Source organism: Nesterenkonia aethiopica (assembly GCF_039534665.1).
Lineage (GTDB): Bacteria > Actinomycetota > Actinomycetes > Actinomycetales > Micrococcaceae > Nesterenkonia > Nesterenkonia aethiopica.
The window spans coordinates 226,426-241,301 of the sequence record NZ_BAAAVT010000001.1 but is presented as its reverse complement, the minus strand read 5'-3'; the positions used below and the strand labels follow the sequence as shown (position 1 = coordinate 241,301).

9 protein-coding genes and 1 tRNA gene are annotated in these 14,876 nt (G+C 69.1%); 3 read left to right on the top strand and 7 right to left on the bottom strand.

Going from position 1 to position 14,876, the window contains the following annotated elements; all coding sequences use genetic code 11:
* Positions 1-11: 11 nt before the first annotated feature.
* The gene (locus ABD658_RS01050) at positions 12-1,724 is read left to right on the top strand and encodes a protein kinase domain-containing protein (RefSeq protein WP_344683462.1); all 1,713 of its coding nucleotides are present in this window, start codon (positions 12-14) and stop codon (positions 1,722-1,724) included.
* A 57-nt stretch (positions 1,725-1,781) separates the two neighbouring features.
* Here ABD658_RS01050 and ABD658_RS01045 read toward each other — a convergent pair whose 3' ends face one another.
* The 4 genes from ABD658_RS01045 to ABD658_RS01030 all read right to left on the bottom strand — a co-directional run bounded on the left by ABD658_RS01045 (position 1,782) and on the right by ABD658_RS01030 (position 6,462).
* The gene (locus ABD658_RS01045; RefSeq protein WP_344743658.1) at positions 1,782-3,152 is read right to left on the bottom strand and encodes a class II 3-deoxy-7-phosphoheptulonate synthase; all 1,371 of its coding nucleotides are present in this window, start codon (positions 3,150-3,152) and stop codon (positions 1,782-1,784) included.
* A gap of 152 nt (positions 3,153-3,304) precedes the next feature.
* Positions 3,305-5,128 (bottom strand): AMP-dependent synthetase/ligase, encoded by a 1,824-nt coding sequence (locus ABD658_RS01040; RefSeq protein ID WP_344683464.1) that lies wholly within the window; start codon positions 5,126-5,128, stop codon positions 3,305-3,307.
* A 180-nt stretch (positions 5,129-5,308) separates the two neighbouring features.
* On the bottom strand, positions 5,309-5,674 hold the full coding sequence (locus tag ABD658_RS01035; RefSeq protein WP_070161713.1) for a hypothetical protein: 366 nt from the start codon (positions 5,672-5,674) through the stop codon (positions 5,309-5,311).
* Positions 5,671-6,462: an alpha/beta hydrolase gene (locus ABD658_RS01030; RefSeq protein WP_085437117.1), complete on the bottom strand. Its 792-nt coding sequence runs from the start codon at positions 6,460-6,462 to the stop codon at positions 5,671-5,673. Before ABD658_RS01030 ends, ABD658_RS01035 begins: the two co-directional genes overlap by 4 nt.
* Positions 6,463-6,584: 122 nt before the next feature.
* On the opposite strand from ABD658_RS01030, the gene ABD658_RS01025 reads away from it, so the two are divergent.
* On the top strand, positions 6,585-7,274 hold the full coding sequence (locus tag ABD658_RS01025) for a lysophospholipid acyltransferase family protein (RefSeq protein WP_344683467.1): 690 nt from the start codon (positions 6,585-6,587) through the stop codon (positions 7,272-7,274).
* A gap of 173 nt (positions 7,275-7,447) precedes the next feature.
* Here the strand turns inward: ABD658_RS01025 and ABD658_RS01020 are convergent, their stop codons facing one another.
* The 3 genes from ABD658_RS01020 to ABD658_RS01010 form a co-directional block, all read right to left on the bottom strand.
* Positions 7,448-8,908 (bottom strand): endo-1,4-beta-xylanase, encoded by a 1,461-nt coding sequence (locus tag ABD658_RS01020; RefSeq protein ID WP_344683469.1) that lies wholly within the window; start codon positions 8,906-8,908, stop codon positions 7,448-7,450.
* A gap of 238 nt (positions 8,909-9,146) precedes the next feature.
* A tRNA-Leu gene (locus tag ABD658_RS01015) sits at positions 9,147-9,230 on the bottom strand.
* A 225-nt stretch (positions 9,231-9,455) separates the two neighbouring features.
* A complete protein-coding gene (locus tag ABD658_RS01010) occupies positions 9,456-10,433 on the bottom strand; it encodes an ABC transporter substrate-binding protein (protein ID WP_344683471.1) in 978 nt (325 codons plus the stop codon).
* Between the two features lie 280 nt (positions 10,434-10,713).
* Here ABD658_RS01010 and hrpA point away from each other — a divergent pair, with 280 nt between their 5' ends.
* Positions 10,714-14,862 carry an ATP-dependent RNA helicase HrpA gene (gene hrpA / locus ABD658_RS01005; protein WP_344683473.1) on the top strand — a complete coding sequence of 1,383 codons (4,149 nt, stop codon included), beginning with the start codon at positions 10,714-10,716 and terminating at the stop codon, positions 14,860-14,862.
* Positions 14,863-14,876 lie beyond the last annotated feature (14 nt).

Below are 14,876 nucleotides of genomic sequence, written 5' to 3'. Positions count from 1 at the left end.
GGCTGGACCCAGTGAGCACCGAACAGTCGGATCCGTGGATCGGCACCACCGTCGACGGACGTTACGAGATCGAAGACCGGGTGGCCCGCGGCGGCATGTCCACGGTCTATCTGGCGCGCGACGCCCGCCTGGGCCGTCACGTCGCCCTCAAGGTGCTCTTCCCGCACATGGCGGAGGACCGCAAGGTCGTCGAGCGCTTCGAACAGGAGGCTCGCAACGCTGCCCTGATCTCGCATCCGAACGTCGTCCAGGTCCTGGACCAGGGCCAGACCCGAGAGACCGCCTACCTGGTCATGGAGCACGTCCCCGGAGCGACGCTGCGGACGCTGCTCAAACGCGGCCCCATGACTCCTCGGCTGGCACTGACCTACGCGGAAGCCATCCTGCAGGGCCTCGGCGCCGCCCACCGGGCGGGGCTGGTGCACCGCGACATCAAACCGGAGAACGTGCTCGTCTCCCGCGACGGACGGATCAAACTCGCCGACTTCGGGCTCGCCCGGGCCGCCACCCACCACTCGGGCACCAGCACGCTCATGGGCACAGTCGCCTACATCTCCCCCGAGCTCCTCTCCGGGGAGGGCGCCGACGAACGGGCGGACATCTACGCCGTGGGGATCCTGCTCTATGAGATGCTCACCGGCGTGCAGCCCTACACCGGGGACTCCCCGGTCCGGGTGGCCTTCCAGCACGTGAACTCCACCGTCCCTGCGCCCTCATCCACGGTGCCCGGGCTCTCCTCCGCCCTGGACGAGATCGTCCGGGCGGCCACACGCCCCGCCGTCGAGGAACGGCCCAAGCATGCCGACGGGCTGCTCGCACTGGTGGTCAGGTGCCGCGAAGGACTGACCAACGAGGAGCTGGACCATCAGCCGGTCGGCGCAGACCACCCCGCCGAAGAGCTGCGCCCGGGGGCCGATCCCGCCGGCACGGCGGTCATCCCCGGGGCCGCGGGATCTGCGCTCCCCTCCGCACCGGGCGAGGGGGCCGAGACTCGGACGGGATCGGACGCTTCACCGACGGACGCCGGCGCAGGCCCCACTCCCCAGGATCCTGACGCCACCGTCGCGCTCAGCGCCCAGGAAGAGTTCCCCACCCGCGTGGAATCGGACGTTTGGGACGACGACGTGGCCGCAGCCCTGCTGCATGCCCGCTCCGGTGCCACCCTCGATGAGGACGAACGACAGACCGTGGCCGAGGTTCCCACCGAGGCCTTCCGCCTGCCGGAGGCCACCGGCGCGGGCGACGTAGGCACTGAGGACCTCTCGGGCGCCGGCCAGGACGGTGAGCAGGTCCTCACCTCCGGCCAGCATGACGAGGCGACGTCGGTGATGTCGCCGGTACGGCCCACCTCCTCCGGCCACGGGCCGGCCGAGCCGACGTCTGAGTTCTCCGCGGTCGGCGCTCCACGGCCCGTTCGAGACCCGGAGGCGGGGGATGCCGATCACGAGGACGGGACCTTCGCGCGTGGACCGGCCACCTGGCTGCGTCGACGCACGGAGTCGTCCGGCGATGATCGGCGCAGACGCCAGCGACCGCTGGTGGACCTGGACCGGCCGACGCCCACACGCACCTGGCTGACGATCGCCGTGATCATGATCTGCGGTGCTCTGCTGGTGCTCTTCGCCTGGTATCTGGGGCTCAGTCCGGACCTGATCCCCAGCCTCGGAGACGGCGACGCCCCCGAGCCCTCGGCGCTGCTGGCCGAGCTGCTCCGGGGCGACTGAGACGCCCGGCCCGCCCACACGGGCAGGCCGGGCGAGGTGGCGACGGCAGGGATCAGATCACTTCACCTGGGTGAGCGCCTCCGCCACCAGGAAGGCCATCTCAAGGGACTGCTTGTGGTTCAGTCGGGGGTCGCACAGCGACTCGTAGCGAGAGTCGAAGGCCGACTCGTCGATGATGTCCGAACCGCCGAGACACTCGGCGACGTCGTCACCGGTCATCTCCACGTGCAGGCCACCGGGGTAGGTGCCCAGAGAGCGATGCACCTCGAAGAAGCCGCGGACCTCGTCCATGACATCGTCGAACTGCCGCGTCTTGTAGCCGTTCTTGGCGGTGATGGTGTTGCCGTGCATCGGGTCGGTGACCCAGACGACCTTCGCCCCCGAGTCCCGGACGGCCTCGACCAGCGGCGGAAGCTTCTCCCGGATGTTCTTGGCCCCCATCCGCGTGATGAAGGTCAGTCGACCCGGATCGCGCTGCGGGTCGAGCTTGTCGATCAGTGCGAGGGCGTCCTCCGGGGTGGTGCCCGGGCCCAGCTTCACGCCCAGAGGGTTGTGCACTCGGGAGAGGTAGTCCACGTGTGCGCCGTCGAGCTCGCGGGTGCGCTCTCCGATCCACACGAAGTGCCCGGAGGTCACATACGGCTCGCCGGTGCGGGAGTCGATACGGGTCAGTGCGCGCTCATAGTCGAGCAGCAGCGCCTCATGGGCGGCGTAGAACTCGGTGCGCTTCAGACCGTCGAAGTCGGCCCCGCAGGCCTCCATGAACCTCACGGCGCGGTCGATCTCGCCAGCGATGGACTCATAGCGCGCGTGGGCAGGGTTCTCCATGAAGCCCTTGTTCCACTGCTGGACGGCCCGCAGGTCGGCGAATCCGCCCTCGGTGAAGGCCCGCACCAGGTTCAGCGTGGCCGCAGAGGTGTGGTAGGCCTGCACCATCCGCTTGGGGTCCGGGTGCCTGCTCTCCTCGGTGAAGTCGAACCCGTTGATGATCTCCCCACGGAAGCTCGGCAGGGTCACCTCCCCCCGGGTCTCCATGTCCGAGGAACGGGGCTTGGCGAACTGGCCGGCCATGCGGCCCATCTTCACCACGGGCAATGAAGCGCCGTACGTCAGCACCACGGCCATCTGCAGCAGAGTCTTCACCCGAGCGCTGATCTTGTCGGCGGTCGCACCCGCGAAGGTCTCGGCGCAGTCACCGCCCTGCAGGAGGAATGCCTCGCCCTGAGCCACCTTGGCCAGCCGTCGCTTCAGCTTGTCCACCTCACCGGCGAAGACCAGCGGAGGGTTCGAGGAGAGTTCACCGACGGCGGCGTCGAAGTCCGGGTGGTCACGCCAGTCCGGCTGCTGTCTGATCGGCAGTCGGCGCCACTCGTCGAGACCCGGATAGTCGGCGGCACCGGTGTGGAGGATCTCTCCGGGCGCGGTCAACGGGGTCTGGACGGGGGTCTTCTCTGGCGTAGTAGTCACGTCACCAGCCTAGCCCGGCGTCGGCGGCCGGCCCAATGCGACCATGGGCAGTCCAGATTCTGGACTGACGCGCCACAGCCCTGGGCCGACCGCCGCGCCCGCCGATCCCCGGGTCAGTCCTTCCGGTCGGCGGCCGCCTGGGCATACAGGTCGTCGACGACCTCCGCGTAGTCCTTCATGACGCTCGGACGCTTGATCTTCATCGACGGCGTCAGATGGCCGGACTCGATCGTGAAGTCCTCCTCCAGGAGCCGGAACGTGCGGATCGACTCCGCGCGGGAGACCGACTCGTTGGCCCGATCCACCACCGACTGGACGTGCGCAACGATCTCCTCCCGCCGGATGAGCTCTCCCATGGGCGTCTCCGGGTCGATCCCGTGCCGCTCGAGCCACTGCGGCAGCGTCTCTCCGTCCAAGGTCACCAGAGCGGCGACGAACGGTCGCCCGTCGCCGACGACGACCACCTGGGAGACGATCGCGTCCGCACGGATCTGGTCCTCCAGCTGGGCCGGGGCGACGTTCTTGCCCGCCGCCGTCACCAGGATCTCCTTCTTCCGCCCGGTGATGGTCAGGAAGCCGTCATCGTCCAGCGACCCCAGGTCGCCGGTGCGGAACCAGCCGTCCTCGGTGAAGGCCTCGTCCTTGAGCTCAGGGCGATTGCGGTAGCCGCTGAAGACGCAGACGCCCCTGCCCAGCACCTCGCCGTCGTCGGCGATCCGGACGGCACAGCCCGGCAGGGGAACTCCGACGGTGCCGATCCTGTAGTTCTCCGGCGTGTTGACCGTGATCGGGGCGGTGGTCTCGGTGAGACCGTAGCCTTCCATGATCATCACCCCGATGCCGTGGAAGAAGTGCCCCAGCCGCGCCCCGAGCGGACTGCCGCCCGAGACGGCATGCGTCACCCGCCCTCCCATCCGGGCATGCAGCTTGGAGTAGACCAGCTTGGAGAACAGCTTGTGCTTCAAGTTCAGCCCGAAGGGGACCTTGCCGGCCTGCTGAGCCTTCGACCAGTCGATCGCCGTCTGCGCCGCCTTGGTGAAAATTCCGCCCTTGCCCTCGGACTCGGCCTTCATCATCGCGGCGTTGTAGATCTTCTCGAACACGCGCGGCACGGCCAGCAGGAACGTGGGCCGGAAGGTGCCGAGGTCGTCCACCAGCTCCTTGATGTCGGCCGTATGGCCGACTCTGGTGCCTGCCGCCACGGACAGCACCGAGATGAACCGGGCGAAGACGTGGGCCAGCGGGATGAACAGCACCGTGGAGGAGTCCTTGTTGACCACGTGCCCCAACGAGTGCGTGGTCTGCAGAGACAGCTCGGTGAAGTTCCCATGGGTGAGTTCGCAGCCCTTCGGACGGCCGGTGGTCCCGGAGGTGTAGATGATCGTGGCGAGATCGGACAGGCCCGCCCGCGAGCGCCGTCGCTCGATCTCCGCGTCCTCCACCTCGGCCCCGGCCGCCCGCAGCTGATTCAGGTCGTCGTTGTCCAGGCGGAGCACGCCGGCCGGGATCTGCAGCTTCTCCTGCGAGACCGCGCGATCGACGACCTTCTCATGGGAGGCCGAATCCACGACGACGAGGCTGACCTCGGAGTCCTCGACGATCCAGGCCACCTGCGCCGGCGAGGACGTCTCGTAGATCGGCACAGTGATGCAGCCGGCGTACCAGATCGCGAAGTCGAGCAGAGTCCACTCGTAGCGGGTCGGGGCCATGATCGCGACCCGCCCGCCCTCATCGATGCCCCGAGCGACAAGACCCTTGGCCAGGGCCACGACGTCGTCGCGGAACTCCCGGGCCGTCACGTCGGTCCATTCCCCCGGGGACAGCTGTCGCCCGAAGAGCACGTTGGTCGGGTCCTGCTCGACCTGGCGCTCCAGCAGGTCAGTGGTGTTCAGCTCCGCAGGGACCTCGATGGCCGGGGGAACGACGTTTTCCTTCACGACGGGACTCCTCTGTCTCTGTCGACGGACCGGGGCGGGCCGGGAGCTCGTTGCCTGCCCCCGACCGGTATTTCTACTAGGTAGTAACGACCTTGTGGTGCGACTCACACTAATGAGTCGACCGGGGTCCTGTCCACGTGGGCTCCGGACCCGCTGCGCGTCCGGGCCTCAGGCGTCCGACTACACCTGCGCGCCGTCGCCGGATCCGCTGCGGTGGCGCGGCATCTGCAGGAACAGGGTGACCAGGCCGGCCAGAATGACACCGATCAGCACGGGGGCCGTCCAGGACGGCATCGTCGCCGGCAGCCAGGTCAGCACCAGGAGAGCCACGAGTCCTCCGACGGCCAGCACGGCGCCGAGTACGACCCCCGGTTTGGCGCCGGCCAGCGGATTGCGTGGATTGGGCGGCCGGAAGTCGTCGATCTCCTCGAGCGCTTCGTGGTCCACGGACCAGTCGCGCGGCCCCTGGCCTGCTCGGCCCACGGGCCGGGAACCTCCTCCACGGCTGAAGATGGCACTGGGCTCGTCATCACGGTGTCGGGTCATGCGTCCTCCCCTGAGAGTGTCGGCGTCATAGGCTGGCCCGCCTCCGCCTCGCCCCGTCGCGCGGCGGCGAGGAACTCGAGCGTCAGCCGACCGACGGCGTCGGCGTCATGGTCCAGGGTGGCGACGTGGAGCGAGCGCTCCAGCACCACCTGGGTCAGGTTCCCCGGATCCATCCTGTGCACCAGAGTATCGGCTGAGGCCCGAGGAAGGACATTGTCCGTCGCCGATCTCAGCAGCAGCACCGGTGCGCGGACGAGGTCGAGCTCCCGACGAACGTGGGCGACGATCCGCCCGAGAACGGCCACGCCGCGTACGGGGGTGCGGTCATAGGCCTCCTCCACCACCCCAGGTTTGGCGATGTCGCCCGCCACGGGCGCCACTGAGGGCAGGACTCCCCCGGCCAGTCGAGCGAACCCGAGCTGCAGGGGCTTGAGCCGCAGGCAGGGATTGATGGTGACGGCCGCGAAGGGCGCGCGCCGGGCGGCCACATGCATCGCCAGCGCACCACCCATGGAGAGTCCGACGACGGCGACGTGCGACCGTCGCGCCGCCAGGCGGTCCCAGCCCGCGAGGGCAGCGCGCAGAATCTCCCCCGCAGACGTAGCATTCAGGTCCTCCCATCGCGTGCCGTGCCCCGGCAGAAGGGGCACCTCGACGGCGTACCCCGCCTCTCGGAGCACCTGGGCCACCGGCTCCATCGAGGCGGGCGTGGAGGTGAAGCCGTGGAGCAGGAGGACTCCGGGTGCGCCCGGCTCGGGCCGCTCGGGATCATCACGCGTGTGAGGCATGGCACCACAGTAGCCGCTGGTCCACGCACTACAGTGGAGCTCGGATGAGGACGGGGCCCCTGCGCGGTCCGCCCTCTCCGGTCGTCACTGCCCCCGTCCGCCCAGGAAGGACTCCTCGGCCCGTGTTCTACTACGTCGCGAAGACCTTCGCCGTCGGCCCGGCGGTCAACGCCGTCTTCCGCCCCTGGGTCAAGGGGCTGGACAACATTCCGGCGGAGGGTGCGGCGATCCTCGCCTCGAACCACCTGTCCTTCTCGGACTCCGTCTTCCTGCCGGTGAAGGTCCCCCGACCGGTGCGCTTCCTCGCCAAGAAGGACTACTTCGTCAAGCAGGGGCCCACCGGCTGGGTGACCAGGAAGTTCTTCGACATCACGGGGCAGATTCCCATGGACCGCTCCGGAGGGCGAGCCAGCCAGGACTCGCTCAACGCCGGAGAGCGCGCCCTGCGCGAGGGCGCCCTGCTGGGCATCTATCCGGAAGGTACGCGCAGCCCGGACGGACGCCTGTACCGGGGCAAGCTCGGCGTCGCCCGTCTCGCCCTGCGGACCCAGGCCCCGGTCATCCCGGTGGCGATGATCGGGACGGACAAGGTCCAGCCCATCGGCAAGAAGCTCCCGTCGATCCGCCGGGTGGGCGTGATCATCGGGGAGCCGCTGACCTTCGAGGCCTATCACGACAACGCCGAGGACCGCTTCGCCCAACGGGCGGTGACCGACGAGATCATGTATCAGATCATGCGCCTCTCCGGGCAGGAGTACGTGGACAAGTATGCGGCCGATGTGAAGCGGCGCATGGAGTCTGGGAAAGGCTGACACCAGGGCCCCGTACCGGTCCTTGGTCTGGGCGACGCCGACACGACGACGCCGACACGACGACGCCGGGGACGCCCTGTGGGGCCCCCCCGGCGTCGTCGCACGAGCGGCGCTCGGCGGCCGGTCATCCTCGGGCCAGACGCCCTCGGGTCGGCCGATGATCACGGCGTCCGTCAGACGCCGGCCTCCTCGAGGATGCCGCGGCACTCCTCGAAGGCCGCGTCCTCGGCCCAGGAGTCTCCACCCTCCTGATGCTCCACCAGCGTGCGCTGGATGACGCAGTAGGTCGGCTTGCGCTCGTAGTCCCCCTCGTGCAGGGTCGCGTCGCCCTCACCCGGGAAGGTCCCCGGCACCCAGCTGTGGGCGTCCAAGGTGCCCCAGATGGTGAACGAGTTGCAGTTATCCACCTCCAGGCAGGCCTGCAGGACGGTCTCGAACCGTTCGGCAGCGCCGGCGCGGTCCTCATCATTCATCCTGTCGTCCTCGCCGACGTCTCCGCGGACGTCGATCTCGGTGACGGCCGTATACAGTCCCAGGGCGTCGAAACGCTCGAGGTTCTCCTGGTAGGTCTCGTCGAAGCCATAGTTCATGCTCAGGTGAGTCTGGGCACCGAAGCCGTGGACCGGGACGCCGCGCTCCAGCTGACCTTGGACGAGGTCGTAGTAGGCGTCAGACTTCGCGTTGACGCCGTCGACGTTGTAGTCGTTGTAGAACAGCAGCGCGTCAGGATCCTCCTCGTGGGCCCAGCGGAAGACGTCGTCGAGGACCTCGACGCCGAGCTCGCGGATCCAGATGTTCTCCTCGTCGCGGATCGTGGCGTCGGCGTCGTCTCCGAAGATCTCGTTGGCGACATCCCACTGCTGGATGCAGCCGGCATAGCGGGAGACCACAGTCCGCACGTGGTCCTCCAGGATCCCGCGGAGCTCTTCGGGGCTGTGGTCTCCCTCCTCCAGCCAGTCGGGGTTCTGCGAATGCCAGGACAGCGCATGACCTCGGACGTCCATGTCATGAGCCTGGGCGAACTCCACGACGGCGTCGGCGGCCTCGAAGTCGTAGACCCCCTCCTCGGGGTGGACGAACTCCCACTTGAGGTAGTTCTCATGAGTGATCGAGGAGTACTCCGCAGCCAGATGCTCCTGGTAGCCGTCCTCCCCGAAGAACGGGTCGGTGCTCCCCTCATCGTCGAAGTGGCCACCGCCGGCCGCCACATTGCCGATGCGGATGCCGTCGTCGCTGTGGGCGCGCAGCGAGTCCCGGCCGGCGTCGTAGTCGGTGCGTCCGCCCTCCGGAGCGAAGGCGCACTCCGCGGCCCCGGCGTCGTCACCGCCAGGCCGCCCAGGATTGTCCGGCTTGCCGGGATTCTCGGGGCGTCCGGCATTGCCGGAGTTGCCCGGGCTGTCGGGGCGCCCGGCGTTGCCGGAGTTGCCCGGGCTGTCGGGGCGCCCGGCGTTGCCGGAGTTGCCCGGGCTGTCGGGGCGCCCGGCGTTGCCGGAGTTGCCCGGGGCGCTCTGCTCCTGCGCACCGTCCGGACTGTAGGCCGCAGCCGGCTGCGCGGCAGCCGCGCCCAGTGACACCGTCAACAGCCCGGTGCACAGGGCGGCGGCGAGTCGCCGCGTGGTGGTCTGCGATGGCATGAGTTTCCTCCTGAGATCGAGTGCTCGGTCAGACATCCAGGAGTGGAGCGCTCTCACTGAGCGGCGACCTGAGCCGGGCCCGCCTCGTCGGCGCGATGTGATCCACCCCATGTTTTGTCTTCCCAAGAGACTATTTATGGCAAGCCCCTGTGTCAACCATCACAGAGTTCCGTCTCTCTGCCTCGCAGACGCAGAAGGGCCCCGGAGGAGATTCCTCCGGGGCCCTTCTCTCGGCTCGTGCGCGAGGGGGGACTTGAACCCCCACGCCCGTGAAGGCACTGGCACCTGAAGCCAGCGCGTCTACCAATTCCGCCACTCGCGCGAGCTGCCATCCAGGAAGCTTCTCGGCCCGTTATCCCACCGTCACCGGCGGGCCTCGTTCCGTTCACTCCGTCGAACAGCGATATCCATCCTAACCACAAGCGTGGCCCATCGCCTAATCGAGATGATGTGACGCCTGACACGCCGTCGACCCACCTGTCAGCGGGCCTGCCGAGACCTCCTCAGCAGCTGAGGACGAAGGGGCCTCATCGCGCTGACCAGGGCGTCAGCCCTCCCCCACGACGACGCCCGCGGACTCCAGGATCTCGGCCGGGATCTCCAGCCCCATCGACTCAGCAGCCTCCGGATTGACGTGGAGCTCGTGGTCCTCTGCGGTCTCCACCGGCATCACAGCCGGGTCCTCGCCGTCGAGCAGGATGCGCAGCGCCATCTGGCCGGACTGCCGTCCGATCGCGTGGTGATCGACCCCATAGGTGGCCACCGCTCCCCGCTCCACCGAATCGGCGTCGGCGGAGAACAGCGGGATCTGCCGCTGCTGGCTGAACTGGACCACCGACTCCAGGGCGGAGACCACCACGTTGTCCGTGGGGATCCACAGCGCGTCGACCCCGTCGAGCGACTCGACACCCTGCTGGACCTCCGCCGAATTCGTCACCGTGGCCGTCCGGAGGTCGAGCCCCAGCTCCTCTGCGGCCTCCTCGGCCAGGTCGACCTGCACCTGCGAATTCGTCTCGCCCGAGGCGTAGAGGATTCCCACGGTCTCCACCGATGGGTCGACCCGGGTGATCAGCTCGAGCTGATCATCCACGGGGTTCAGGTCAGAGGTCCCTGTCATGTGTCCCCCAGGCTCCTCCCAGGAGTCGACCAGACCCGCCGCCTCGGGATCCGTGATCACCATGAACAGGACCGGGGTGTCGCCGCCCTGAGTGGCTGTCGCCACCTGCTGCGACTGCGAGGTGGCGATGGTGGCGATGAGGTCATGGCCCCCGCCCGCCAGCTGCGCGGCGATCGTCGCCTCGGTGGACGCGTCCCCCTGAGCATTCTGCTCCTCCCAGTCCACCTCCACTCCGGCCTCCTCGAACGCCTCCTTGAAGCCCTCGCGCGTGGCGTCCAGGGAGGGATGCGCGACCGGCTGGGCGATACCGATCGAGAAGCTCTCCTCCGCCGAGCCGTCTGCGTCACCGGCGCCTCCTGCGTCACCGGCGTTGGTCGCCCCGCAGGCGCCCATCAGCAGGGCGAGCACAGTCAGGCCCGTCGATCCCGCCGCCCGAGGGCCCGTCGATCCGCCGACCCTGCCGTTCCTGCGTGCTCGGATTCTGCGCCCGGTTCCGCGCATCCTGGTCCTCCTCTGCTCCGACGGAGGTCGATCGTCCAGAGTCTGGAACGAGCCTGCGCTCCCTGACCCTCACGAGACCGACCCAGTGATCAGCACATATGCTCCCACGGATGGCAGGATCGCCGACCTGTGCAGGCGCCGACCGCTGACGGTCCGGGTCGATCAGACTCGATAGACTCGAGTCGTCATGCCTGAATCCACGCGCACCTCCTCACGACGCCCCTCGCGATCCTCCGCACGGGGCAGGGGCCCCCGTCCCGCCGTCGAGCGCCGACAGTTCTCGGTCGAGGAGCTCAACTATCCCGCCGCCCTGCCCGTCACCGGGGAACGGGAGACGCTTCTGGAGGCGTTGCGAGAACATCAGGTGATCGTCGTCGCCGGTGAGACCGGATCCGGGAAGACCACCCAGCTGCCCAAGATGTGCCTGGAGCTGGGGCTGCAGCACCGCGGAGTCATCGGGCACACCCAGCCCCGCCGACTCGCGGCTCGCACCGTGGCGGAACGGCTCGCTGACGAGCTGGACACCAGCATCGGCGCCGACATCGGCTACCAGGTGCGCTTCACCTCAGAGGTCTCCGAGACCAGCGCGGTGAAGCTCATGACGGACGGCATCCTGCTCGCCGAGCTGCGTCGCGACCCGCTGCTGCGCCGCTACTCTGCGCTCATCATCGACGAGGCCCACGAGCGCAGCCTCACCATCGACGTCATCCTCGGCTACCTGAAGTCCATCCTGCCGAAGCGGCCGGACCTGAAGGTGATCATCACCTCCGCGACGATCGACCCGGAACGGTTCGCCACGCACTTCAGCTCGGATCCGGAGCATCCGACAGTCCCCATCATCGAGGTCTCCGGACGCACCTATCCGGTGGAGGTCCGATACCGGCCCCTGCGCGACGCCGAGGACCCGGAGCCCGAGGACGAGTTCGACGATGCGTCCGCCGGAGCAGGCTCCTCCGAGGAGCGCGACATGATCGACGCCGTCGGGGACGCCGTGCAGGAGCTCGCCGAGGAGCCGGACGGCGACATCCTGATCTTCTTCCCCGGCGAACGGGAGATCCGCGACGCCGCCGACGCGCTGGCCGACGTCGTCCGCCGCGACCGTCGCCTGGCGGGCGCCGAGATCCTCCCGCTGTTCGGCAGGCTCTCCCTGGCGGAGCAGAAACGCGTGTTCACCCCCGGAGGCCGACGACGCATCGTCCTGGCCACCAACGTCGCCGAGACCTCGCTCACGGTGCCGGGCATCAAGTACGTCGTCGACACGGGCACGGCGCGGATCTCCCGGTACTCCACGCGCACCAAGGTGCAGCGTCTGCCCATTGAAGCCATCTCGCAGGCCAGCGCGAACCAGCGCGCAGGACGCTGCGGCCGCACCAGCGACGGCATCTGCATCCGCCTCTATTCGCAGCACGACTTCGAATCCCGCCCGGAGTTCACCGACCCCGAGATCCTGCGCACCTCGCTCGCATCGGTGCTGCTGCAGATGTCCGCCATGGGGATCACGCGCACCCCGGACGAGCTGCTGGACTTCCCGTTCGTCGAGCAGCCCGACGCGAAGGCCGTCAACGACGCCGTCCGCCTCCTGACCGAGCTGGGAGCACTCCACGCCGCCGGCACGGGCGGGTCCTCGCGAGGGCCGCGCCGCGGCACGATCACCGACGTCGGACGCGCCCTGGCCCAACTGCCGGTGGACCCTCGGCTCGGACGCATGATGGTCGAGGCGGGGCGCCACGGCTGCCTCGAGGAGGTCACTGTGCTCGTGGCCGCCCTGTCGATCCAGGACCCTCGCGAACGGCCCGCGGAGACCCGCCAGCAGGCCGACGAGATGCATCGCCGCTTCGCGGACGACACCTCGGACTTCTCCGCCCTGCTGAACCTGTGGCGGCACCTCCTCGAGCAGCAGCAGGAGCTCTCCGGCAATCAGTTCCGGAAGATGTGCCGCCGCGAGCACCTCAACTACCTGCGCGTGCGCGAATGGCAGGACCTGGTGGTCCAGCTCGCCGATCTCGCCCGACAGGCCGACCTGGGCCCGATCGCCCGACCCCGTCGACGCAGCCAGATGCCCGTGGATCCCGCCGCCCGACACGACATCGTCCACCGCAGCCTGCTGTCCGGTCTGCTGAGCCACATCGGACTGTACAACCCGCGCACCCGTGACTACCAGGGCGCCCGGGGCACCCGCTTCGCCGTCTTCCCCGGGTCGGGACTGTTCAAGAAGAACCACGACTGGGTGATGGCCGCCGAACTGGTGGAGACTTCCCGGCTGTGGGCCCGCACGGTCGCACGCATCGATCCTGCCTGGATCGAGCAGCAGGCTCCGCACCTGGTCACGCGCAGCCATTCAGAGCCGCGCTGGTCGGCGAGGAAGGGCGCCGCCGTCGCCACCGAGAAGGTCACGCTGTTCGGGGTGCCCGTGGTCGCGGACCGGCAGGTGCTCTACGGCCGCATCGACCGGGAGCTCAGCCGCGAGCTCTTCATCCGGCATGCGCTCATCGAGGGCGACTGGACCACCCGCCACCACTTCGACCGGCGGAATCGTCAGCGGTTCCAGGAGATCGAGGAGCTGGAGAACCGCACCCGGCGGCGCGATCTCAGAGCCTCCGACGACGAGCTCTTCGCCTTCTTCGACGAACGCCTGCCGCAGGACGTGGTCTCGCAGAGGCACTTCGACTCCTGGTGGAAGACCCAGCGCCACGAGACGCCCGAGCTCCTCGACCTCCCCCAGGACCGGCTCCTGGCCGAGACCGCGGAGCAGGTCGACGTCGACGAGTTCCCGGAGCACCTGGAGCTCGACGGCCTTCCCCTCGAGCTGCGCTACGAGTTCAACCCCGCCACCTTCACCGACGACGCACGCGGCACCACGGCCGACGGCATCACCGTGAAGGTGCCGGTCCTCTTCCTCAACCAGCTGCGGCCCGAGCAGTTCGACTGGCTGATCCCGGGCCTCCGGACGGAGCTGATCACCCAGCTGATCCGCTCCATGCCCAAACAGCTGCGGAAGAACTTCGTACCCGCACCCGACGTCGCCGCCCAGGCCCGGCAGCGGCTCGAGGAGGAGTTCAGCGCCGGCGAGGATCCGCTGGCGCCGTCGCTGGCCGCAGTGCTCCAGCGCCTCCGCGGGGTCCGGGTCGAGGCCTCGGACCTCGGGCTCGACCAGCTTCCCGCCCATCTTCGCTTCACCTACGCCGTGGTCAGCGAGCGCGGCCGAGTGCTGGACACCTCGCAGGACCTGGGAGAGCTGCAGCTGCGCTTCGCCGAGCAGAACCGCGAGGCCATCGCTCGTTCATTGGCAGCAGGTGACGCCACGGCGTCGACGGCGGCAGGGGCTCAAGCTCCCCACCCGTCCGACGGCTCCCCCGCTGGACACGGAGGCCACAGAGGCCACGGGCCGAAGAACACGCCCTCGGGAGGCCCTCGACCCCGTGGGCGGGCCGACACGAGGCAGTCTGCCTCCCCGGTGCCCACGCAGCGCGAGCAGACCACCTGGACCTTCGGCGACCTCCCTCGTGAGATCACCCGACAGGTGGCAGGGCGCGAGGTCACCGGCTATCCCGCCCTGACCGCTGAGGAGCCCGGTCGCCGGGGGGTCCGCTGCACGATTCAGGACTCTGCCGCCGATCAGCTGCGCATCCACCGACACGGCGTGGTCGCCCTGCTGCAGGAGGTGCTGCCCTCTCCCCAGCGCTACGTCGTCGAGCACCTGAGCAATCGGGAACGGCTGGCCTTCGGCCGCTCGCCCCACGGGACCGTGGAGTCCCTGGTGGCCGACTGCACGACGGCGGCCCTGGACCATCTGGTCCCCGAGGAGCTGCCGTTCACCGCAGAGGCCTTCGACCGGATCTCTCGTCACGCCCGGGCCGAGCTGATCGAGACGGTGCTGGAGCTCACCGACGTCATCGCCCAGGTGCTCGGTGCCGCCGCCGAGCTGCAGGCCCGCCTGGACGCAGCGACCTCTCCGGCCCTGAAGCCCGCTGTGAGCGACATGCAGGCACAGGTGGAGGTGCTGGTGCACCCCGGATTCGTCACCGGCACCGGGGCAGCCCAGCTGCGGCACCTGCCCCGCTACCTGCGTGCCCTGGCACTGCGCTTGGATCGGCTCGAAGCCGGTCAGGCGATCACCCGGGACGCCCAGGACATGGCCACGGTCCAGCAGCTGGAGGACGAATACGACGCCGCCGTGGAGGCCGTGCCCTCGCAGCTTCCGGTGCCCGCCGACCTGGCCGCGGTGAAGTGGATGCTGGAAGAGCTGCGTGTGAACCTCTTCGCCCAGCAGCTGGGCACGGCCCAGACCGTCTCCGCCAAACGCATCCGCCGGGCCATCGCTCGGGGGGCGCGCTGAGGAATGCCGCCCTG